This window comes from Vibrio ruber DSM 16370 (assembly GCF_900163965.1).
GTDB classification, from domain to species: Bacteria; Pseudomonadota; Gammaproteobacteria; order Enterobacterales; family Vibrionaceae; genus Vibrio; species Vibrio ruber.
This window is the reverse complement of record NZ_FULE01000046.1, coordinates 86,170-111,155: the sequence shown is the minus strand read 5'-3', so window position 1 is coordinate 111,155 and position 24,986 is coordinate 86,170. Positions and strand designations below refer to the sequence as shown.

Genomic DNA, 24,986 nt, shown 5'->3' with positions numbered 1-24,986 from the left:
AGATGATTTATATGAAATAAAAATGGATCTGCAAGTCGGACCATTATATGCAACATGCAGGTCAGGATTCACGCATTATCAAGTCAGTTTGATTTTGGGAAGGCTGTTTTTTGAATGAAGATAACATTTTTGCATTCAGCCTGATGGCATACAACTCAATCAGCTCATCAGGCAGCAGCAAAACATGACCGATAGAAAATCCACATTTTGCTGCGGACTTGCATCGACTGGTGAATCTTTTATGTGTGGGGGTCAGACAATTTCACCCCTTATTTCAGGCCGAGGCGCTTCATCAGGCGGTGTAAATTTCCCGGATTCATTTTCAACTGTTTCGCGGTAGCACTGAGATTATTATCATTTTCCAGATAGGCACACTGGACGAACTGAGCCTGAAACAGATCAATGGCTTCTTTGAGTCCGTGATGTTGCAGTTCGACCAGCCGGTTTTCAGACATACTTTGATCTGACGGCTCTTCCGCCCCGGAGAGATCAGCAACCTCGACGGCAAAGTTAAAATGGTGTGGCAACAGCGTAATCGGCTCTGAGGGAGAGTCAGACTTGGCAATTACGGAGGCTCGGTTGATGGCATGTTCAAGCTCACGGACATTACCCGGCCAAGTGTAACGTTGGATCATACTGAGAGTTGCCGCATCCAGACTGATATTCGCTACCCCTAATTTATGTGCACATCGTTCAGCAAAAAAACCGGCAAGCAGGACGATATCTTTATCGCGCTCACGTAAAGGCGGCACAAAGATTGGAAAAACACTCAAGCGATGATACAGATCCGCTCTGAAACGGCCGGCTTTGACCTCATCATGCATCACTCGGTTCGTGGCTGCGATAATCCGGACATTGACTTTAATGTTGCGGTCATCCCCGACCCGCTGAATATCACCGTACTGAAGCGCACGCAGCAATTTGGCCTGAAGCGGGAGTGACAGTTCACCGATTTCATCCAAAAACAGTGTGCCGTTATCCGCCAGTTCAAATTTACCTTTTCGGTGACTGATCGCACCGGTAAAAGCGCCTTTGACATGGCCGAACAACTCACTCTCAGCGACAGACTCCGGCAATGCGGCACAGTTCAAATACACCAAAGCATTTTCAGCCCGACCGGACTGGCGGTGCAGCGCATTCGCGACCAACTCTTTACCAACCCCGGTTTCCCCCATGATCAGTACGGAAAGGTCGGTATCGGCAACCGCATCAATCTGTGATTTGAGTGCCAGCATTGACGGGGACTGCCCGATCATGTCTCCTTGCTGATTCAATGTACGGGAACGTCTTGACGCGCTGGCTTCAACCCCCGCCGTCCGTTCTAATTGCTCCATGAGTAAGGCGGTATTAAGACTGCTGGCAGCCAAAGCACTGATGATGCGCAGATCATCATCTTTGAAGCGCTCAAACTGAGTCGGGTCAAACGCATCTATCGTCACCGCACCGATCAGACGATCATCCAACATCAGAGGCAGCCCGATACAAGAATGTACCTTGAGTTCTTCTTCATGATTGGGGATCAAACCATCATAGGGATCGGGAATATCACTGTCGGAAGGAAAGCGGACAATATCACCGGCTCTGGCAATTGCCTCAAGACGGGGGTGCTGTTGGACATCAAACCGACGCCCCAGCACATCTTCACTGAGCCCGTTAATTGCCAGAGGAACGAACTGCTGATCCCGAAACAGTAGTAAGGCAGACGCATCACATTTCAAGGTTTGCCGGATTGTCGCCAGTAACCTGTCGAATCTGTCCTGATCAGAAATGCCGGATGTAATATCCAATGCAACCTGTACCCACGCTTTGCCGACCTGCTCCGTCACCATAGCTTTTACCTTTACTTTGTCGATATGACAAAAACTTTATCATAAAGACAATTATATTTCTTTGTCAAAAAGATAAAAACCGCATTCAATAAATACTAACCAATTGATATTTATTGGATTAATTTTATGGCACACAACCTGCTCTTATCCAAACAACTGTGATAACCGTTTTAAGGTAAGAGAACAATGACGATTCATGTAAAAAATAATATTCACTGGGTTGGACAACGTGACTGGGAAGTACAGGACTTTCACGGTACAGAATATAAAATCACCAAAGGAACCAGCTACAACAGCTATCTGATTCGCGAAGAAAAAACCGTTCTGATCGATACGGTTGATCACCGTTTCAGCACTCAATTCCTGCAAAATCTGGAGATGGAAATCGATTTGAACACAATCGACTTTATCGTGGTCAATCATGCTGAAGAAGATCACTCAGGCGCGTTGTCTGCGCTGATGGATAAAATCCCCGGAACTCCTATTTATTGTACTGAAGCGGCCATAGACTCAATTGTCGGCCACCATCATCACCCGGAGTGGGATTTCAGAACGGTTAAAACCGGCGATACCCTTGATATTGGTAATAGCAAGCAACTGATTTTTGTTGAAGCCCCAATGTTACACTGGCCAGACAGTATGATGACCTATCTCACCGGCGATGCGGTGCTGTTCAGTAACGATGCCTTTGGTCAGCACTACTGCGATGAACATCTGTTTAACGATGAAGTCGATCAGAACGAATTGATGGAGCAGTGTCTGCGTTACTACTCCAATATCCTGACCCCGTTCAGCAGCCTGGTCACGGCAAAAATAAAAGAAGTGCTCAGCTTTAATCTGCCGGTAGATATGATCGCCACGTCTCACGGTATTGTGTGGCGCGATAATCCGACTCAGATTGTGCACCAGTATTTAGCGTGGGCGGATCACTACCAAGAAGATCGGATCACGATTCTGTACGATTCGATGTCGAACAATACCCGGATGATGGCCGATGCGATTGCTCAGGGATTCTACGATGTTGACCCGAAAGTGGCGGTAAAAGTATTTAACGTCTCCAAACATGATAAAAATGAAATTCTGGCCAATGTATTTCGTTCGAAGGGTATCTTTGTCGGCTCATCGACCATGAATAACGTGATGATGCCCAAAATTGCCGGTATGCTGGAAGAGATCACCGGGTTACGGTTCAAAAACAAAAAAGCTGCTGCATTTGGTAGTTATGGCTGGAATGGCGGTGCCGTTGACCGTATCCATGCGCGTTTAACCGATGCCGGATTTGAAACCGCGTTAAGCCTGAAAACCAAGTGGCGTCCCGACGGTCAAGCCATGCGTGCCTGCCGTGAACATGGCCGTCAGGTTGCGAAGTTGTGGGCACTGAGCAATGAAGGACTGGTCACACAATCTCCCGGACAGACAGCTGCCGAACCAACTGAAAGCGCGACACCGCCGGTAGCCGATTCACACCCGGCGGATTGCCAGTGTATGATCTGTACGGTTTGTAACTGGGTTTACGACCCGGCTCTCGGTGAACCCAATCAGGGAGTCGCTCCGGGCACCCCATGGGACGACGTACCGGACTATTTTCTTTGCCCTGAATGCCATTTAGGCAAAGAGGTGTTTGTTGAACACGGGAACAATGGTCAGGAGGCTGCTTAATGAATGCTCCGCTGATTATTATTGGTAGCGGCTTTGCCGCTTACCAACTGGTCAAAACATTACGGCGTAAAAATAGCGATCTGCCGATCCAGTTGTTTACCGCCGATAGTGGCGACGAGTACAACAAACCGGATCTGAGCCATGTGTTTACCCGCCAGCAGACCGCCGATGACCTGATATCGGCCAAGGGACAAGCATTTGCAATGCAGCATCAAATTGAGCTCTTCGCGAATACCAGAGTTGATGAAATTGATCCGAACACTCACACAATCACGGCCAACGGGAGCCGTTATCATTTTTCTAAGCTGGTACTGGCAACCGGCGGCAGCTCATTTATTCCGAAATTGCACGGAGACGCGGTGAATCAAGTGATGACTCTGAACAGTCTGGCAGAATACCGGACATCACAGCACCGGATCGCCCGAGCCCAACGTATTGTGATTATGGGCGGTGGCCTGATCGGTACAGAGCTGGCAATGGATCTGTGTGCCAGCGGTAAGCAGGTACAGATTGTCGAACCCAGTGCTCACCTGATGGAAAACCTGATGCCTGCTTTTGTTGCAACAGCACTTGAAAAACAGTTACGTCATGATGGGGTAAACATTGCCTGTCTCGACTATGTGGTCTCGGTCGAACACGGTGCAAGTGGCCTCATCGCAGTGACCAGCCAGGGATCACGATATCAGGCAGACTGCATCATCTCTGCCGCCGGAATCATCCCTAATACGGCGCTGGCACAGCAAGCCGGTGTAGCAGTCAATCGTGGGATTGTGGTCGATAAGCAGATGAAAACATCAGTTGATGATATTTATGCGCTTGGTGACTGCGCTGAGATTAATGGTCAGGTCATGGCATTTTTACAACCGATTGTGCTCAGTGCCAACGTACTGGCGAGTCAGTTGCTGACTAACACCGGTGAACTGACACTTCCCCCCATGATTACGAAAGTGAAAACACCTCGCTATCCGATTCAGCTCGGGGGAAACAGTCACACGGCCGCCAGCTGGCAAATCAGTATGACCGAACAAGGCATTGTCGCAAAAGGTTATGATCAGAATCAGCGCTTCTGTGGCTTCGTTGTGACGCAAGACAATGTCAGTCAGACATTCCCGCTACTGCGTGAACTTCAGGCAAGTAATTAGTTCGGGTAACCGATGAGTTCAGATAACCAATGAGTTAGCACGAGCAATACGCTGCCCAAAAAAGAACAGATAAATCAATACAATAAATTATGAGTCGATAAATATCATGAATATTAGTTTTGCAGAACCAGAACGGTTAAAAGAAATCTTTGACGGTGAAAATCGCGAAGAGTGGCAAAGAACCAGCCATATCATTGGCAGCCTTGCACTGAAAGAACATGAAGTCATCGCTGACATCGGTGCCGGCACCGGTTACTTCTCTAATCTATTCTCACAGATCATCCGTCAGGGAAAAATCTACGCGATTGATTGTGAGCCTAATATGGTAGCTTATATGCAAGAGCGGTTTTCTGATGAGACATTTGCCAATGTCCGGGTTATTTTATCGCAACGCGACGATCCATGTATTCCTGCTGATGTCGAGACCGTATTCATGGCCAACACATACCGTTTTATTCAGGAGCGTGATGCGTTTTTGCTCAAAATGCGCGAGCAGACAACCCGCGATACGAAATTTGTTTTCGTCGATTACAAAGGCAGCAATGCCCGGGTCTCACCCCAACAAGCGATGAATGAAGTTCGGCAAGCCGGGTTTGAAGTGATCGATTTTGATATCGACGGTTGCCCCGATCACTATATTCTGACGTTTAAGGTCAGTTAAAACCCTATTCCTGATTTGTGTTTCCCCTCGCATTTCAGACTGATTGAGTGACGAATCATCATAAAAATTGCCTTACCCTTCATACGGTGTAAGCAGTGTTTACAATGATGCCATTTATTTTGCGCAATATTCGTTTGTAAGGTGTTGATTCCGTGAACTGTCCACATGGCAGACGGATTACCGCCTAGGAAAAAATTGCTGAATTATTATCGACTAGTTATTTTGAGCAAACTTGCACCGAAATTACGTTAAATGAAGTCCCTCAATATATTGAGGATACCACCAATGGCCAGACAACTGGCCATGTCGTAATCAAGCTTTAAATTTCTATAAAACAAGGCCCATTCAGAGCCTACGTCATCCAACCCCATATCTTCGACTCGCTTGACGATTAACTTGCCACATTCATCTTTTATGATACTTCGCAACCACTCCTGTGTGGGTGAATGTTCGCAGCGAGGATGCTAAATGCGATGGACACTCAGGTAGTGTTCAAAAATCATTCTGTGTTCGGATTTATTATATATGCGGCCTGTGCTCTCATCACCTGAAGCCGCTTTACCACCATATCAGTTAGCATTAGTTTTGGCATGGAGTTGTTAATTTATTACAAATTATAACCCTTTACCATACTGCTCAAAGTCATCATGAAAGGTCAACAGCCCCTTGTTCATTAAATATGATTTTCATTAATAACCTCACTCATTAAATTTAGTATTTCATCTTCATGTTCAAATATATAAAAATGAGAACCACTATATATTTTATAGTTAAATTTATTTAATGTATGTTTTTCCCAAGCTAGCAATTCTGATTGACTAGCTAGCAAGTCTTTATCTGCACCTAATATCATCAATGGAATATCTAGGGATTCTGAATCATTATATATATATGATTCATCTAATAAAAAATCATTCCGCATAATAGGCAACAGTATATTTAGTAGATCATCATCATCTAAAATAAATGAAGGTGTACCATCAAATGTCTTCAGTGTACGAACAAGATCTAATTTTGACTGACTGGAGATCTTATCATATTGGCGAGGTAAATGAGGAGCACGTTTCGCAGAAAGTATCATGAGCTCAGCCATTCTAAGACTTTTACTTCTTATCTCCTTCATTAATTCAAAACAAACCAAACATCCCAGACTATGTCCAAAACATATATATGGTTTGTCCAAGAAATGTTGGATTGATTCTAAAAGTCCATTGACTAAACTAGGCATATGCACTACATGTTCTTCATGCATCCGTTCAGCACGTCCGGGAAGTTGAACGATACAAACTTCAACATTATTTCTCTCAAATAATACTTCTGCCCATTTTTTATATCCTTGAGCCGTACCACCTGCATGTGGAAAAATAAATATCCTTTTTTCTGCATCTTTATTTTTTTTGGGGCAATACAACCATCTATCATCTATATTTAAATCCATATCCTAAACCTAACCAAATTATAACCTAACAGATTGCCAAATCTTTTAGGTTATAATAGAAAATAATATTTATATAGCTACTAATTGCTCATCCAAAGCAACTAATGGGGAACGGTGTTTCAATTTAATATCATCAGAGACAATACTAATTAATTTTGAAATATCTATTCTTCCTAAGTCTTCGCCAGTATTGATCCGTAAAGATACCTGATTACTTTCAACTTCGGCATCACCAATAACAACTAAGTAAGGAATTTTTTTCAACGTGTTTTCACGAATTTTATACCCGATTTTTTCATTTCGAATATCTAATTTAGCTTTAATTCCTTGTTTCTTAAGTGTTTCATATAATGCCTGACAATAATCTGATTGCTTCTCAGATATATTCATAATCACAAGCTGATGTGGAGCCAGCCATGTTGGAAGCGCTCCTGCATAATGTTCAATCAGAATAGCAATAAAACGCTCGACCGATCCTAACATTGCCCGATGTAACATTACTGGCACTTCTTTATTACCTTCTTCATTAATAAAACCAGCCCCCAGACGCTCAGGAACCATGTAATCTAACTGAACCGTTCCACATTGCCATTCCCGTCCCATACGATCTTTCAAATGGAACTCAACTTTAGGTCCATAAAATGCCCCTTCTCCCGGAAGTATCTCGTAATCGAAACCAGCTTTTGTAACAGCATCCTGCAACATTGCTTCAGCTCGATCCCAAACTTCATCTAAACCAATTCTTTTTTCCGGACGAGTTGCAATTTTTATCGATACGTTTTTATCTTCAAAACCGAAGTCCTGATATACCTGAAACACCTGAGAAGTGAATAAAGCGACTTCAGAAAGAATTTGTTTCTCTTGGCAGAAAATATGTCCGTCATCCTGAACCATTGATCTGACACGCATCAAACCTCGTAAACTACCAGACGGTTCATAGCGATGGCAGCATCCAAACTCAGCATATCGGATCGGTAAATCTTTATAGCTTTTCAGACCATCATTAAACACCTGAATATGGCAAGGGCAATTCATCGGTTTTACTGCATATTCTCGTCCATCAATATGAGTTACAAACATATTTTCAGAATACTTATCCGAATGCCCAGATTTCTTCCATAAATTCTTGTCAACTAACTGTGGTGTATGAATCTCATCATAGTTAAATGTTTCTAACCGTTCACTTACATAATTGACAATTGTCTTATTAATACGCCATCCTCTCGGATGCCAAAAAACCATCCCCGGAGCTTCTTCCTGCATATGAAAAAGGTCAAGTCGCCGACCAATATTCCGGTGATCATTCTTCTCTGATTCTTTTAAGGCATGTAAATACCCTTCCAGTTCATCCTGAGTGTTCCAGGCTGTACCATAAATGCGCTGCAATGACTGTTTGCTTGAATCACCTCTCCAGTATGCACTGGATACTCTCAGCAATTTGAAGTGGCGCAAGAAGCGAGTGTTCGGTACATGAGGTCCCCGACACATATCTATATATTCTTCATGAATATATAGATTTACATGTGTAATGCTTTTATCCAGTTCTTGAATAATTTCCACTTTATAAGGTTCATTCCGTTCAGTGAATACTTGAATCGCTTCATCTACAGTGACTCTTTTCCGAATCACATCGTAATTTTTCTTCACTAAATTTCGGATAAGCGCTTCAATCGTTTCTATATCATCTGTCGTAAAGGGGTCATGCTCAATATCATAGTAAAAGCCATCCTGAATCACCGGACCGATTGCCATTTTAGCCTCTGGGTATAGTTGCTTAACAGCTTGACCTATCATATGGGCAAATGAATGACGAATTATTTCAATTCCTTCAGGATCTTTATCTTTGATCAAACGTACCGTTGAGTCATCGGTAATCAGTTCACAGAGATCGACAAACTGATCATTCACCTGCCCGGCAACTGCAGATTTAGCTAAACTTGGGCTAATACTTCTAGCAATATCCAAAACCGAGACGGGCTCCGGGAATGCTCTTTTTTCTCCATTGGGAAATGTGATAACAGGCATGATTTAAAATTTCCTTCAATAAAAACTATGACAAAGACAGAACAAATATCTAATTTAGATGCTAACACAGAGTTTTATATTAGATATTCTTAATAAAGATCATTCTCAATAAAATAGGAAGTCACTACCATTGAACAGCAACAGTGATAGTTGTACTACAGTGAAACCAGATTCTAACGGTTTACAAAACCAATTATAAGCTCAACAAATAATATGAGTTTTATCATTTATATTTCAGAGACCTCTTATGTCCAGATAAATAGGATACCACTCAAGCTACCATTGTTGGTAAAACAACCATTAATGTCCCATAAAAATTATAAATTTTTCTATTTCATCCGAAGAGCTTACAAGCCTAGCATCAAATGAGAGGACTTCCAATTTATGATGAAACAAACAGTTTATACCAAATTGAAGTCAATTGGGATATTCTTTATCTTCATAATGGTTCATGCTTTACCAATGAGCAATTAAATTATTTAATATACGTCTTGTAAATTGTAACGACCAATTCGGCTGTTCAACATCATCTAAAGAGAGATGAGGCAATCTCTTTAATATTGTATTAATAGCAATTGCTGATTCAACACGGGAAAGTTGCGCCCCTAAGCAGAGGTGGGCACCGCCACCAAATGAGATTGGACGAATATTTTCCCGGTAAATATCAAAAATATCTGGGTTGGAATAAACCTCTTCATCTCTGTTTGCTGAAGAAAGAACAAGGATCACTGTTTCTCCTTTTTTTATCACTTGACCATCAATAGATGTATCTTCTAAAGCAGTTCTCGCGGCAATCTGTACCGGAGGCTCATATCGTAATGCTTCTTCGATTGCATTCGCAGTTAACGAAGGGTCAGCTTTAATTTGTTCAAGGCTCTCCTTGTGACGGAACAACAACAGCAACGCATTTGAGATCAGTGATGTTGTGGTCTCGTAACCAGCTCCCAGTGTTAACATAATATTTGCAACAAGTTCATCATCAGATAAGATATCACCATCTTCACGGGCATGAACCATATGGGTAATTAAATCGTCTTTAGGAGACACCCGACGTTCATCACACAGCTTTTTAATATAGGCACTTAACTCAATAACATCCTGATTTATCTCATCAAGTTCCTCACGAGAAACTGGTTTTAAATCCAACAACCGACTGGGAATCCGACTGACAAAAAAATCCATATCAGCTTCTGCATCAATCCCTAACATTTTGCAAATGACCATCAATGGAAGCCGTTCAGCATAATTTTTCATAATGTCCATACTGCCTTCAGCCTCAACCCGATCAATCAGCATGTTGGCTGTTTCTTCAATCATGGGCTGTAGCTTCTTGATTGAACTGGAAACAAAAGCTGTCATGATGAGTTTTCGCAACCTGGTGTGAGCCGGAGGATTGGACATTAGAACCTGTAAATTAATCATCTTCAATGCAGGTTCATCTGCTATTTTTGTATTTAGTTGTTTTTCGAGTACTGCGCCGAAGTTTTTACCAAAAAATTTATTCCTCAGTACATCTTCAATATCTTTGTGGCGAGTCACCAACCAAAACCCCAAAGAAGAATAATGTATTGGATCTTCACATCTTAAGCATCGATAAAATGGATATGGGTTATATAAGAAATCTTTATCTGTCGGGTTAAAAATCAATTCATTAAGAATTTGGGTATTCATAGTGTTCCTCTCATTGTCATCAATATATTTAATATTATTCATTCATTGAATAATTATCTAAACATCTCTCATTTCATTTCTGGTTTAAATGAATAATAAAAGACATCAACATTCAGCATTATCTGGTTTTATCAATCAAATATTCTGGTATCAGCTAAATATTCAACCCCTTCTATTGATAAAATAGATATTATATCCTTATATTTTTCCATTATTTTATTAAGAGACTCAGGGCTATAACTATTTCTGTCATAACGTATATAGGCTTGTATGGTTTCATCTTGAGGAATTAAAGAAATATGCAGCAGTGATGCTCCCGGCTGACGATGGAGCCAATGTGATGAATTTAAACTATCGACTTCACTAGTTTCTTCAGAAAACTTCTGGAATACTAGAATTGTCTGACTGGAATAATGAGTATTTTCAGGTAGTTGGCTACAATCCTGAATAACCATTGGCCCGACATATTTATGTTCTTCCATAGAAATCTGATTGAGATGTAATGCTTTTAGCCACACCGATTTTTCATAGTGTGAAGACATTTGAATCCGAACAGGTAAAGCTTGGAAGAAAGAGCCCACCATCTGATCACAGCCATCCAGCTCCGACGGACGTCCAGCAACAACAGTAGAAAAAAGTACATCATCCTCATTTGAGTAAAATCTGAGTAATAATGCCCAGGCCGCCTGAAAAATTACATTCAATGTAACTTGCTGAGTCCGTGCAAATGATTCCAGTTGGTTCAGACAAAACAAATCCAGTAACTCAACCGTATGATATGCAGGGAGAAAATCATGTGAATTCTGGTCATCTGCGGACGGCTTCATCAATGCGGGATAAGGCGTATATTGCTCTTTCCCTGCTAAATAGTCTTGCCAATACTTTCGGCTATCTTTCTGATCTGCAACTTTGTCTCGTAGCCATTGAATATAACGGTAATAGGGATACCCTAGTGTTACATCCGGTTGTTGCTGGCTTGCAAATTGGTCGTAAAACGATACTAGTTCACGCTTAATAATATCAACGGACCAACCATCCAATAGGGCATGATGAAAGCTCCATATCATTTTAAACGAGGAGGTAGAAAACCGAATCAATTGAACACGTAATAACGGAGCTTTTTCGAAGAAAAAGCCTGAGTGTCGATCTTCATCGAGCCAGCGTTCAAAACTTTGTTCTTGCTCAGATTGCTCAAGATTAGACCAATCTAGCTCCTGAAACGGCAGAACAACTTCTTGATGAACCAATTGCAATTTCTCGCCGGAATCCGACATCAGGAAACTGGTTCTTAGGATATCGTGCCTTTGAACAATACTATCCCAAGCTTGTTTCAATGCCTGAACATTAATCTTATCCAGCTCAGCAATATATTGAACAATCAAACGCTCGACAGTAGAGCATTCCACCACACCCAGCTCTTGCAGAAAAGCATCCTGTAAAGAAGCTAATGGATAAACAGACTCAATTGAATCCACTTTCCCGATATCAACATAATTTTCAACCCGATATCCGAAATCCGGGATCTCCATTGTTTTTACCTGAAAGTCTGAGGTCATGGATACCGTCGTATACTCAGAAATGAAGTAAGCCAGTTCAGCAATACTCTGATATTCAAAAAGATCTTTCATAGCAATGCTATAACCTGATTGCCTCATCCGGGAAACGACTTTCAATGCAATAATCGAGTCTCCGCCCGAAGCAAAAAAGTTATCATAGATCCCCACTTCTGATTTACCAAGTACCTGCTGCCATATTTCTGCCAGTTCCTGCTCTAATGCCGAACTAGGAGCAGTATAAACTGTTTCCGAAGGTCCACTTTCCGGAACCATAGCGCTTAACTTCTGACGATCAACTTTCCCGGTCTGCGCCAAAGGAAATTCATCAATCGCAAAGAACAAAGAGGGAACCATATACTTAGGAAGCAACTCATACAGATGATGTCGAATACCTTCCTGCCAAGAATCCAACTGAACAGAAAGAATAACATAGGCAACCAGGTGACTATTTCCTTGCCCATCAGTCTTTGCAACTACGACTACATCCAGAATATGATCTAGACGACGCATGACACTCTCAATTTCGCCCAACTCAATGCGATAACCACGAATTTTGACCTGAAAATCACTTCTGCCCAGATACTCAATACGACCATCAGGGAGGTAGCGGACTAAATCCCCGGTTTTATATAGCTTTTTCCCCTTTTGATGACTCCATCGATCTGGAATAAATCGTTCATCAGTTAGATCCGGACGATGCAAGTAACCCAGAGAAACACCGCTCCCTCCTAGGTAAAGCTCTCCAGAAACACCTACAGGGACAGGTTTCAAATCAGCATTCAAAATATAAGCCGATGTATTATTGATAGGACGACCAATTGTTGGTTCCCGCTTTTCGTCTCTAGGAACCCATTCATAAGTTGAATAGGTAGTATCTTCACTCGGGCCATACAGGTTATAGACTCTCTCGATATGAGATAAGGCATAAAGTTGCCCAACCAAATGGCGAACGAGTGGCTCTCCTGCCAGATTTACGATTTTGACTGATTCAGGTATAGCATGGTGCTGTAATAGTGCTGTCACCGCAGAAGGAACTGAATTGATCAAGGTCACCGACTCGCGCCACGGAGACTCAGGTAATTGCAATGCATCTTCTACTAAAATAATCGTTCCACCAGAAATTAAAGTGAAGAAAATTTCGTAGACTGACAGATCAAAACAAATCGAGGTTGCGGCAAGCACTCCGGATAAATCAGTCTGCTGGTACTCTCGTTGTGCCCAGTCTAGTAAAGCAATCACATTTTGGTGTTGGATCATCACGCCTTTCGGGCGACCGGTAGAACCAGAAGTGAAAATAATATGTGATAATGCATCAGCACTTAAAGATAGATTCAAATTTGTTGTCATAAACTGGCTGACAGTCTTCATTACCAAAGAATCATCTATCGCAATGACTAAATTGACCGATGATAGTAAGTCAAACTCAAGCTTCTCTTTTAAATGCAACTGAGATAAGACAATCACAGGAGATGAGTCGTCAAGAATCGCTGCTAAACGATTCTCTGGATAAGCAGGATCCAGTGGAACATAAGCAGCACCAGCTTTTAAAATAGCTAACATACCGACAAGCATGTCAAATGAACGTTCCAAAAACACACCAACATAGGTATGTTCATCAGCGCCCTGTTCCCTCAAATACCGCGCCAGTTGATTAGCCTGCTGATTGAGAGTCCGATAACTGTAGGACTTCCCATCACTATCTTTGACAGCAACAGACTCTGGCTGAATATCAACTTGCTTTTCAACCCACTCATGGATAGTTGTAACTGAAGGCATCGCTGACACATTTTGATTCCAGAGTTGCAGTATCTTCTCCCGCTCGTCACCGGGCATAATTTCATAATCACATAATGAATTTTCCGGTCGGGCAATCACTTCATCGACAAGTTCAAGAAAAGATGCTGCCATCCTCTCTATTGTTGATACTTCAAATAAATCAGAGTTATACAACCATGAACACTGGAACTGTTCCCCTTCATCCGTCACGGTAAGAACTAAATCATGAGTTGTCCCACTTCCACCAGAACTGGAGGTATATAAAATCTTTTCAATAAGATGCTGATAATCAGACGTCAGTCCCCGTTTATCGATACTATCGTGTGTCTGATTCCAGTTGTACATAATCTGGAATATCGGTGAACGACTGGAATCGCGTTCAGGATTCAGCTGCTCAACCAATTTTGGAAACGGATAGCCTTGATTTTCCATCAAGTTCAGAATCCGCACATGAAATGCTTCAACCAGATTCCCAAAGCGTTCTTGCAAATTCAGCTCAGATTTAAACACTACGGTATTGACAAAATGGCCAACGACATTATTCATATGCTCATCAATACGGCCGGCAGTCGGTATGCCAATAACCAACTGATTCTGATTAGTAAACCGTTGTAATAGAACCTGAAAAACAGTTAACAGGCAAACAAATGGCGTCGCATGATAAGATTTTGATAATGACCGAATTTGTTTCACTCTCGCGCTGTCTATTGTTAACTGACAGATATTTCCGTGACGGGTCATTCTGGCTGGTCGGGGTTTATCTGTAGGTAAATGAACAACTGGGAGCCCACCCGACATTTCATGAAGCCAGAAAGCTTCGCTCATGTGACCTTCACTCGACGCCAACCAACGCTGTTCTTTTTCAACCCATTCATGGTATTGATACGGTAAAGCAGGTAGTGAAGCCGTTCCTTCATTTCTCACTGCCTGATAAAGAGTCATCAACTCTCTCATCATAATTTCCAACGACCAGAAATCGGCAGCAATATGGTGTACAGTCATGACCAATGTCCAGCTATCCGACGCATCCTGACGAATATCAAATCGCAACGGTGTTTTGGACAAATCGAATGGCTTATCGCTTTTTTCAGCGATCCAGTGTTCTAGTAATTGGCTGGTTTGGGCTTCAGCGGACTCAATATTCCATTCAAATGCTCCCTGACGCTGAACGACCTGAACTGGATTTCCCTCACTTTCGATGTAAATAGTCCGTAATGATGCGTGACGCTGAACCAGTAGACGGACAGCCCGGTGTAAATCATCCAGATCACAATCCTGCACTAAGCTGATTGCTAAAGTTACGTTATAAGCAGGGCTTTCCGGATCCTGCTGATAGATGACCCAAAGAGATTTTTGACTATAGCTGAGGGGGTAGCGAATCAGCCCCTTCTCCGGATACTTTTTCAGACAAGAAATTAACTCAGGTTTATTTTCTCTGAGTACATGAAGTAATTCTTGAGTAATTGCTGAATCCGGACCCTGATAACGAAGCCGATCACCATCAAGCCAAAGCTCAACTTCCTGAGCTATCAATTGATCAAACAGTTCCTGGATCATATTTCTCCCTCAACCAATAAATTCAACACATCTTCCTGTGTATCTATAACAACATCCTGTATCGGGCTTTCTGCTTCCCCTTCGAACGAGAAATGTCTCTCTTTTAGTGTCTGCAATGCATCAACAGCCAGATCATTTAATGTCCCCCGCCCCAGCAAAGCTTCTAATGAAAATATCACTCCCAGCGTTCTTTTGGCTTTGGTTCGGATATCAATCGCCATTAATGAGTCAATCCCAAGCCGGGTGACTGGTTCATATAATGGAATATCCTGTTCATTCATTTGTAAAACCGGAGCAATCAGCGCACATAAATATAATTGGAGCGATTTAAGTTGATCTTCTTCGGATAACTGTGACAACTCGGTGAGAAAAATCCGAGTATCCCCGGCAGTTGGCAGTGCACTATCCAGCATTCGGATCGCGTCTTCGTTAACCAGAGCAGCCTCAACCGACTGTAAAACCAAACAAATAGCTTTATCATCGCGAATCAAGATGATATCTGCACGGAGAGACTCCGGAATCCCGGATGCAGCCGATGGTAATGTTGTCAATTTCACCCAAGTCTTATACTGGCCTGATGGTTTAATATTCTCGTAACATGATATTTGGCTGATCCGGCTTAATGCATAAGGCACCCCCGGATATATTTGGTTAATCAAAACCATCATGGATTGGTAGCAAGATTCGAATAATCCGGGATACACAGAGACTTCTGTATCGAGTGCCACTGTCTCCGGCATTTGTACATAAGCGACACATTGATCCTGAGTCGTCCAGCCTTTCTTCAGCCAACGATATGTATCTCCCAACATATATCCTGTCGTTGACAGATATTGGTAAAAATCTTTCCCCTGAAATACTCGCCCTGTTTCCTGAACTTCTTTTATTTTCTGTTCAGGGACAGCTTGAAGAGATTGCGTATCGACAGAATGCATCTCTGCAGAAAAATGAATTGTCCATGGTTCAATGGAATCGGTATGTTCAACCACTGACTGACTGTATACCTGAACCTGCCTCGACATATCTTGAGTATTCGTGATTAATGAATGTAACCGCTTTACTTCCCCGTCTGCGACAATACAGGGAGAGTGCCATGTCAGATCCTGAAGACGCCAGCAAGAGCTTTGATCAAATTGACGCCCCAGAAGCCACAACATTTCAGCATAGTAGGATGTTGAAATGACACAATGTCCCAGCAAAAAGTGATCGCGTAGTATCACCGACATGTCAGACTGGACATATTTTTCAAAACGAATATCACCATCTGCTGGCAAAGAAAGCTGCTTTCCAAGCAATGAGTTTCCTTCAGAAAACATATATGAAGCGGTCATGTCAGACTTCCGAAGTGTTTTCTGAGAGTCTGAAAACCAGTAACGCCGCCGTTGAAACGGATACCTCGGTAATTCGATGCGGGTTGAAAAGCCCTTAGGATAAACACCTGACCAGCAGATATTTGCATGGCGGACATATAAATATCCCAGTGTTTTCATCAGTTGCCATTCATCCTGCTTACCCCGATCCAAAGAAGGTAGCCATACCACAGGACGAGATACCGAATGCCTCTCAGAAACCTGACGCCCCATTGACAACAAAGTATTCCCGGTACCGATTTCAATATAAGTATCAACATGAAACTGTTGTAAAGTCTGAATGCTTTTCCGGAACTGAACACAAGCCAGTACATGGTCAATCCAATACTGAGGCTGACAGATTTTATCAGCATCGGCCAACTCACCCGTTATATTGGAAACAATCGGTAATTTCGGTGCAGAAAAACTGATCTTGTCCAACTCGTCACGAAATGCGTCTAACATCGGCGTCATCAATGGAGAGTGGAAACCGTGAGAAACATTGAGCATCGTTGCCGTAATATCCATCGTATGCAATGTTTGCTGAATACGTTCTAAGGTCTGAATATCGCCGGCAAGCACAACCTGTCGTGGTCCATTATCGGCTGCAACCGCAACATTATCTTTGTCTGCGAGGATCAATGGCTTAATTTGTTCGACAGAAGCGAGAACAGACAACATTCCACCCGGCTGAGCTAATTCGGCCATCAAACGTCCACGGGCACAAATGAGAGAGAATCCATCTTGCCAAGAAAATACACCGGCCGTACATGCTGCAACATATTCACCAACACTATGCCCCATAACAAAATCAGGCTGAATCCCCCACTGCTCCCACAATGCTGTCAATGCATATGCAACAGAAAACAAAGCGGGCTGTGTGTACTGAGTCTGATCAAGAAGATGGTGATTTTCTCCCCACAATACAGATAACAAAGAGACATCCATATGCTGTAGAAATTGTTCATTCATTTGATCCAATACATGTCTGAAATGAGGCTCCGACTGATATAAATTCTTCCCCATCCCGACATATTGGCTTCCCTGACCGGTGAACAAAAATGCAATTTTCGGCTCCTGCTCCCCTTGCTCTGAAGTGAGCAAACCTGACGACTGGCGCTGATCGATAAACGCTTGTAGCTGTTCCGCCATCGACTGTGAAGTCTCAGCTATAGCAGCCAACCGATACGCAAAATCGGAGCGTCTAACAGCACTTGCAGCACATAATTTATCCAAGCCAGATAGATTTTCACCTTGCAGCTTCGCCAGATAATCAGCTGCGATATCCCGTAATGCCGAGAGACTTTTAGCCGACAGTTTCAGCATGAATGCCTTTCGTTGTTCCGCTATCGGTTCATCCGGAAGCTGTTTTTGAATAGGTGCCTGCTCAACCAAAATATGGGCATTGGTTCCCATAAAGCTAAACGCACTAATCCCGGCAACCCGAGTTTCCTCACGTGGTTCCCATGCCTGAGTCTGTGTCGGAATCCGGACAGGAAGTGTCTCCCAAGAAATTTTCGAACTCGGTGTTTGAAAATGCAGATGCGGTGGTATGGCGCGCTTTTGTAACGCCATCACAACCTTACACAGACTCGCCATTCCTGCTGCTGCTTCCAGATGACCAACATTTGTTTTCACCGAGCCAACCCAAAGCGGTTGCTCCCGACTAAACCCCTGACGAAACACCTGCCCCAGAGCACCTAATTCAATCGGATCCCCTAAAGCCGTTCCGGTCCCATGACTTTCGATATATCCAACTGCTGTTGGAGTCAATCCGGCGTCATCTAATGCGGCTCGAATCACAGCCTGCTGGGCATGGCCATTGGGGACTGTCAGTCCTGCTGTTGCACCATCTTGATTGACTGCACTCCCTCTAATCACTGCCAGAATATTGTCACCATCCGCCTGAGCATCGGACAATCGTTTGAGCACAACGACCCCGCATCCTTCTCCCCGGACGAAACCATTTGCTGACTCATCAAATGTTTTACAATACCCATCGGGAGACAACATCTGTGCTTTAGAAAAGACCGAGCTTGTCTCTGGCAGCAAAATCAAATTGGTTGCCCCGGCCAATGCGCTGTCACACTCTCTACGTCTCAGGCTTTCAACCGCATGGTGGAGTGCGACAAGTGATGAAGAACATGCCGTATCATAAGTGATGCTGGGCCCGGTCAAACCAAACGTATAAGAAACTCTCCCGGCAGCAACACTAGGCGTTGAACCACTGCCCATGTAACCATTTAAATCATCCGGATTTGACTGAATATGAGCAGATAAATACTCGGCGCCACTGATGCCGATGAATACCCCGGTATTTTTCCCATAGAGTTGTGCCTGAGTCATTCCCGCCTGTTCAAATGCTTCCCAACTCACCTCCAGCAACATGCGTTGCTGGGGATCCATATTCATCGCCTCTCGGGGAGAAATTTCAAAAAAGCCCGCATCGAACAAATCAATATCAGAAAGGAAACCTGCCTTTTTTGTCCTGATCTTCCAAGGAGCCCGGATATCCGGATCGTAGTATTTCTCATTATCCCAGCGATCCGCAGGAACATCTGAGATACCATCATATCCTTCACAAAGTCTCTCCCAGTAGACTTCCGGAGTTGTGACGCCCCCCGGAAAACGACAGCCCATTCCCACAATGGCAATAGCCTCATGTTGTCGTTTTTGTACCACAGTCAATTCACGTTTCATCTGAGCTGCCAATAACATCAGTTGCTTCGGAGACATTCCCTTAAGTTCATCAATAAACGACTTCATCACAATACATTTTCCTCAATTAAATCATCAAGTAACTTATCAATGTCACTGTCATCCAGTGATTTAATGTCATCAACATTCCCCGAAACTGCCTGTGTCGGATCAGACTCATCATCATGACTTTGTTCAAAAACCAGTTCTCCGAGATAGCAGCTCAGAGCCTGAAGGTTGGGATAGTCAAACAATAAAGTCGGAGAAAGAGTCAGGCCTAAACCAGACTGAAGTCGATTTTTCAATTCAACCGCCATCATGGAATCAAAGCCAATATCAAAAAACTTGTCTCTTGGCCGGACATGTCGGTCCGTCCCATGACCAAGCAACGATGTCACCTGTCGGCGAACATAAATCTCCAGTTGTTGCTGTTGTTCTGTCGGTGGCAAATGGTGCCACTGTGTTATCTCTGGACTAACTGCATGATTACTCTGAATAGAAGTACTTTGAGTAGAAATAGTCTGACGAACTGAATCCAGAATAGAAAGGTGCAGACCTTCAGGCAGATACTCAAAGAATCGTACCCAATCGATATTGAACGCTCCAATCTGGCTCTCATTTGTACCCAGTAACCAGAAAAGTGCCTGTACCCCCTGTTCAGCAGAGATAGGCAGTAATCCCACTTTCTCCAAGTGTCCGGAGACCTGCTTTGCCATTCCGGTATCATCCCAACGTCCCCAGTTGATGCTGATGCCGGGTAAACCACGTTGGCAACGGTACTGCATTAACCCATCCATAAAGGCATTAGCTGATGCGTAAGCAGCTTGTCCGGCAGAACCAAATAATGAAGCAACCGATGAAAAACAGACAAAAAAGTCGAGATCAATAGCACGTTCTTCAGTGAACTGATGTAAATGCCAGCTTCCCCATACCTTGGGTGCGAGCACCCGGGAAAAATCATCCCACGTCTGTTTCATCAGAACAGTATCATGTGCTTCTCCGGCTAAATGTAATATTCCAGCCAGAGGGAATATCTGTTCTGATACCTGAGAAAGAGCAAAATTCAGTGACTCAGCCTTTGAGACATCACATGTCAAAACGGTCACTGGCACACCTAGCCGTTCTTCCAGAACATCCGGTGCTTCCTGAGGCTCGCTCCGGCTCAGCAATATCAGATGCCCGGCACCTTGTTCAGCAAGCCATGTTGTAACCTGCTGACCAATACCACCAAAAGCACCGGTAACCAGATAACTACGATCATGACGAATATTGGTATGACTTTGTTGCGAAGGTACCACTGATCGAAGTTCTGCTTTCCACAAGCTTCCCCGACGAATGGCAACCTGATCCACTTTGCCATGCCGGTGGATCAGCCGACATAATTGTCGGGCCTGTTCTATATATCCAGACTGTTCATCACACTGAAGATCCACAGAAAGACAACCAAATTCAGGGTGTTCTATTCGTATCACATCAGCTATTCCCCATAACATAGCGCTTGCCGGATTCATGACCGGGTCTTCTGTTCCATTAAAAACAGAGTGAACTTGTTCCGTCACGAATGTCAGTTGAGGGATATCGGAACCTAACGTTTTGGGTACCGCTTGGATCAGATTTAGGATGCCTGCACCATTCAGACGACTACTCTGTACCACATCATCATAAGTATCCAGACTCCAGCAATAAACAATATGCAAGTTATCAGTCGATTCTATCTGTACGCCCCAAATAGATAACAACTGTTCAAATCCGCACTTATCGTTCGGATCTAATACCAGTTGATTGTGTGAATGACCAACCGATTCAGACGGTATTGAATCTGCATAGGCTAAAGTTACCTGATGTCCTTCATCGGCCAAAATATCAGCCAGCTTTTGCGCAAATCCCGACTGATCGGCGAATATGAGCCATGTTTGCTGAACCAGAGGGAAATCTTCATTCTCATCGGGCTTCCACTCAATCCACTGACGCTGATAAAAGGTCATCGGTGTAGCGTGCTGACCAGAAAAAGGAACCAGTTGTAACCCTTCGATCATAGCGACAAGCTGACCATCATCAGTGATAAGCTCAAAATCGGCCTGTAGCCGTTCCGGTGAATACGAGATTAGTCGGGCGGTCGCCCATACCTGTGCAGAATCTGGTTTAGAAAAAAGTCGGATCTGATTGACCGCACGGGGAAGATAAAGAGCCTCATCATCTTCGGGAATTAATGTGGACAGTATCTGAAAACAAGCATCCATCAGCAGTGGGTGCAAACAATAACCCTTTTGCTCGCTTTCCTCCAAAAGTCCAATCCGAGCCAAAGCCACTTGCTCACCATTCCAGATTTGCTTTAGTGTCTGAAACTGACGCCCAAGTTCCAGTCCGCCCTGAGCCATATGTGTATAATATTCCGACATCGAAATCTCTTGGCGGCATTGCTGCTGAATTTGCTGCAAAGAGTGCTGGGGGGTGTTCCTGACCTGTATCGTAGACTCAATGATTCCACTACAGTGCTGCTCCCAGCGGAACTGGTGGCTGTGGATCGAAAAACGATAGGTACCATCTTGAAGCAGTTTGATCTTAACCTGAACGTCAATCTTTTCACCATCAGGAATAACCAGCATCCGTAATATATCAATCGAACTTAAAGACAAAGGTCCATCTTTCAGAACGACTCTTCCAGCTTCAAGTGCCAGTTCAATAAACATGGCAGCAGGTACAACAACAGTCCCCTGAACACGGTGATCCTGTAAAAAATCAGGGTGATGCTGATCCAGTGTCAGACAACATAGCCATTCATCCTCAGCCATTGGAATAATCTGAGGCAATAATACCGAGTCTATATCATCAATATTATTAATAGAGTGAGCTGTTACATGATGAGATAAAGACGATTTCTCTTGCTTCTGGCACCAGAATGATCGGCCAGTAACCTCAAACGGATAAGTTGGTAACGTGACTCGCTGACGATGAAATCCCTGCTCAAGTGACTGCCAGTCTAATGACTGTCCATAAACATAAAGCTGAGAAGCTGCAGTCAATATTTGCAGCCATTCGTCATGTCCCCGCCGAAGCGAAGGTAACCAGAGCACTGGTTTTATTGAGGATGGAAAACATTGACGAGCCATACTCAATAAAGTTGCCGACGGACCGACTTCCAGATAGGTATCCACACCATCAGCATCAAGCCGTTGCACTCCCTGATAAAATTTTACTGGCTCACACAAATGATTAAGCCAGTACTCTGGGGTACACAATTGTTCACCGGCAAGCTCGCCGGTCAGATTAGATATCACGGGAAGCTGAGGCCGAGCCCATTTAATTTGGGATAACACTTCCGTAAAGGCTTCACACATCGGCTCGACCAGCGGTGAATGGAACGCATGAGAAACAACCAGCATCTGATACGTCAACGACTGTGCCTGTAGATGGGCTTCCAATGCCAGTATACAATCGGTATCTCCGGCAACAACTGTACTTGCCGGACCATTTTCAGCGGCAATAACGACCCCAGGGAATGAAAGAATCATAGTCGCAACGACATCAGTTGGTGCCGCAATACTCATCATACTGCCGGGCTGACATCGTACTGTTAGCAAACGTCCTCTTGTTGCTACAAGTTTCAGACCATCTTCCAGACTAAAAACACCTGCAATGCAAGCTGCAACATATTCCCCCAAACTGTGCCCGATTAATATATCCGGCTGAATCCCCCATGATTGCCACAATGTTGCCAGTGCATATTCAAACGCAAACAAAACTGGTTGTGTATATTCAGTCTGGCGCATAAGATGAGTATGTTCACCCCATAATAACGAAGTAAGTGCATAATCAAGTTCTGACGCCAGAATTGTTTCACAACGGTCGATCACCTGTCTGAAAACCGGAGAAGAGCGGTACAAATCATATCCCATGCCTGCATACTGAGAACCCTGTCCGGAAAAAAGAAATGCGATTTTTTTCTCGTTTTCACTGTATGCATGGTTAATCTGTAAAGATGGAGTTCCCTGAATATATTGTGTTATCAGAGCTTTAAGCTGTGTTGTATTTTCGGCAACAATAGCTAACCGATGGGATGCAGCATACCTTCCGAAATTGGCGCTGAAACCGACATCACCAACAAAATATTCCTTATCGGATAACATTTCATTGTAACGTTTTGCCAGCGTCGCCAATGCCTCGGAGGTTTCTGCAGATAATGTCAATATATGATGGGAACGCTCTGCCTGGTTCACTTTCTGCAAGGTTTTCTCTGGTGCTTGTGTCAATACAATATGAGCATTCGTCCCGCTAAATCCGAACGCGCTAATCCCTGCTGTCCGGGGATGTTCTGTATCACTCCACATCATACATTGTGTCGGAAATTCTACTGGTAATTTCTCCCATAAAATATGAGGACTGGGATGATGAAAATGTTTATTTGGCGGAATAACACCATGTTCGATCGATAATATAGTTTTCAAAAGTCCAGCCATACCAGAAGCCGCTTCTGCATGGCCCATATTGGTTTTCACAGCACCCATAATTAGATTTCCCCGGCGCGCCTGATCATCACCAAATACAGTCGCAAGGGCAGAAAATTCTATCGGATCACCTAAAGCCGTTCCCGTACCATGGCACTCGATATAATCAATATCAGAAGTACTCATACCGGCATTTTTCAGTGCTGCACGTAATAATTTGACCTGAGATAGTTCATTTGGAGCCGTTAGCCCCTGACTACGCCCATCCTGATTAACAGCACTTCCTGAAATAACAGCCCGAATATTATCCCCGTCTCTTTGAGCATCACTCAGACGTTTCAAAACAACCATTCCACAGCCTTCGGCTCTGGCAAACCCATCTGCTGAAGCATCGAATGTTTTACAATGACCGTCAGATGCCAACATGCCAGCATCGTAAAAACTTGCTGTATTGTAGGGATCGAGAATCAGATTCACACCACCTACAAGTGCCATATTGCTTTCTCCCATTTTTAAACTCTGGCACGCTAAATGAAGGCTAACCAGAGATGAAGAACAGGCAGTATCAATGGATACTGTCGGCCCCTGGAGTCCCAGCATGTAGGCAATACGTCCGGCAGCGACACTACCGGCATTTCCTGTCAGACTATAAAGAGAGGGCTTATCTCCCCCGGTCGAAAAACGCCCGTAATCGTTTGAACTAATACCGATAAAAACCCCTGTCAGTGATTCTTTCTGCCCTCTAGGGTTATACCCTGCACATTCCAAAGCTTCCCAGCTAACTTCCAACAGCAGACGCTGTTGCGGATCCATTTGCTCAACTTCCCGTTCAGACAACCCGAAAAATGCCGCATCAAATAAGTCAATATCACGGAGTAATCCCATACAAAGATCTTCCGGATGCCGCGAGTCAAATTGTCGTCCTATCGCTTCAGGCTGGCACATGAGATCGCGACCATTTTCCAGAGCCTCCCAGAAAGACTGAGGATCACGGACATCTCCAGGGAATCGGCAAGCCATACCAACAATGGCTATCGGTTCCTGAACGTCCGGTCGTTTCTCTATCGAACGTTGCTCTGCTGACTGCTGCTGATGTTCCAAAGATTGCTGCTGGCGGGCAGCCAGCAGCAATAACTGGTTCCGGGATAAATGTCCGATCTGCTGTAAATATTTTTCCATAA

General features: G+C 43.7%; 10 protein-coding genes and 2 pseudogenes. 4 read left to right on the top strand and 8 right to left on the bottom strand.

Annotated elements, in window-relative coordinates; genetic code table 11:
• Window positions 1–269 precede the first annotated feature (269 nt).
• Window positions 270–1,829, bottom strand: coding sequence for a nitric oxide reductase transcriptional regulator NorR (norR, locus tag VR7878_RS16260; protein WP_077337094.1), 1,560 nt, complete (start codon window positions 1,827–1,829; stop codon window positions 270–272).
• Between the two features lie 186 nt (window positions 1,830–2,015).
• Here norR and norV point away from each other — a divergent pair, with 186 nt between their 5' ends.
• The 4 genes and pseudogenes from norV to VR7878_RS21425 form a co-directional block, all read left to right on the top strand.
• Entirely contained in the window at window positions 2,016–3,488 is a 1,473-nt protein-coding gene (norV, locus tag VR7878_RS16255; RefSeq protein WP_077337093.1) for an anaerobic nitric oxide reductase flavorubredoxin, read from the top strand.
• Entirely contained in the window at window positions 3,488–4,630 is a 1,143-nt protein-coding gene (norW, locus tag VR7878_RS16250; protein ID WP_077337092.1) for an NADH:flavorubredoxin reductase NorW, read from the top strand. The genes norV and norW overlap by 1 nt, the downstream gene beginning before the upstream one ends.
• Window positions 4,631–4,736: 106 nt before the next feature.
• Window positions 4,737–5,291, top strand: a complete 555-nt coding sequence (locus VR7878_RS16245) for a class I SAM-dependent methyltransferase (RefSeq protein WP_077337091.1) — start codon at window positions 4,737–4,739, stop codon at window positions 5,289–5,291.
• Between the two features lie 101 nt (window positions 5,292–5,392).
• Window positions 5,393–5,614, top strand: a pseudogene (locus VR7878_RS21425) (oxidoreductase); the annotation flags it as partial.
• 36 nt (window positions 5,615–5,650) lie between these two features.
• Here the strand turns inward: VR7878_RS21425 and VR7878_RS21420 are convergent.
• The 7 genes and pseudogenes from VR7878_RS21420 to VR7878_RS16205 all read right to left on the bottom strand — a co-directional run.
• A pseudogene (locus tag VR7878_RS21420) lies at window positions 5,651–5,755 on the bottom strand (LysR family transcriptional regulator); the annotation flags it as partial.
• Window positions 5,756–5,964: 209 nt separating this feature from the next.
• Window positions 5,965–6,729, bottom strand: a complete 765-nt coding sequence (locus VR7878_RS16230) for a thioesterase II family protein (RefSeq protein WP_077337090.1) — start codon at window positions 6,727–6,729, stop codon at window positions 5,965–5,967.
• A 69-nt stretch (window positions 6,730–6,798) separates the two neighbouring features.
• Complete coding sequence (thrS, locus tag VR7878_RS16225; protein WP_077337089.1) at window positions 6,799–8,754, bottom strand: threonine--tRNA ligase; 1,956 nt, start codon at window positions 8,752–8,754, stop codon at window positions 6,799–6,801.
• 456 nt (window positions 8,755–9,210) lie between these two features.
• A complete protein-coding gene (locus VR7878_RS16220; RefSeq protein WP_159440488.1) occupies window positions 9,211–10,425 on the bottom strand; it encodes a cytochrome P450 in 1,215 nt (404 codons plus the stop codon).
• A gap of 131 nt (window positions 10,426–10,556) precedes the next feature.
• A complete protein-coding gene (locus VR7878_RS16215; RefSeq protein WP_077337087.1) occupies window positions 10,557–15,314 on the bottom strand; it encodes a non-ribosomal peptide synthetase in 4,758 nt (1,585 codons plus the stop codon).
• Entirely contained in the window at window positions 15,311–19,429 is a 4,119-nt protein-coding gene (locus VR7878_RS16210) for a type I polyketide synthase (protein ID WP_077337086.1), read from the bottom strand. Before VR7878_RS16210 ends, VR7878_RS16215 begins: the two co-directional genes overlap by 4 nt.
• Window positions 19,429–24,984 (bottom strand): type I polyketide synthase, encoded by a 5,556-nt coding sequence (locus VR7878_RS16205; protein WP_159440487.1) that lies wholly within the window; start codon window positions 24,982–24,984, stop codon window positions 19,429–19,431. Before VR7878_RS16205 ends, VR7878_RS16210 begins: the two co-directional genes overlap by 1 nt.
• Between the last annotated feature and the right edge of the window lie 2 nt (window positions 24,985–24,986).

Coding starts and splice junctions, on each gene's coding strand:
- VR7878_RS16215 (WP_077337087.1), bottom strand. CDS start 15,314: ATGATCCAGGAACTGTTTGATCAATTGATAGCTCAGGAAGTTGAGCTT.
- VR7878_RS16245 (WP_077337091.1), top strand. CDS start 4,737: ATGAATATTAGTTTTGCAGAACCAGAACGGTTAAAAGAAATCTTTGAC.
- norV (WP_077337093.1), top strand. CDS start 2,016: ATGACGATTCATGTAAAAAATAATATTCACTGGGTTGGACAACGTGAC.
- VR7878_RS16210 (WP_077337086.1), bottom strand. CDS start 19,429: ATGAAGTCGTTTATTGATGAACTTAAGGGAATGTCTCCGAAGCAACTG.
- norR (WP_077337094.1), bottom strand. CDS start 1,829: ATGGTGACGGAGCAGGTCGGCAAAGCGTGGGTACAGGTTGCATTGGAT.
- VR7878_RS16205 (WP_159440487.1), bottom strand. CDS start 24,984: ATGGAAAAATATTTACAGCAGATCGGACATTTATCCCGGAACCAGTTA.
- VR7878_RS16220 (WP_159440488.1), bottom strand. CDS start 10,425: ATGAATACCCAAATTCTTAATGAATTGATTTTTAACCCGACAGATAAA.
- thrS (WP_077337089.1), bottom strand. CDS start 8,754: ATGCCTGTTATCACATTTCCCAATGGAGAAAAAAGAGCATTCCCGGAG.
- VR7878_RS16230 (WP_077337090.1), bottom strand. CDS start 6,729: ATGGATTTAAATATAGATGATAGATGGTTGTATTGCCCCAAAAAAAAT.
- norW (WP_077337092.1), top strand. CDS start 3,488: ATGAATGCTCCGCTGATTATTATTGGTAGCGGCTTTGCCGCTTACCAA.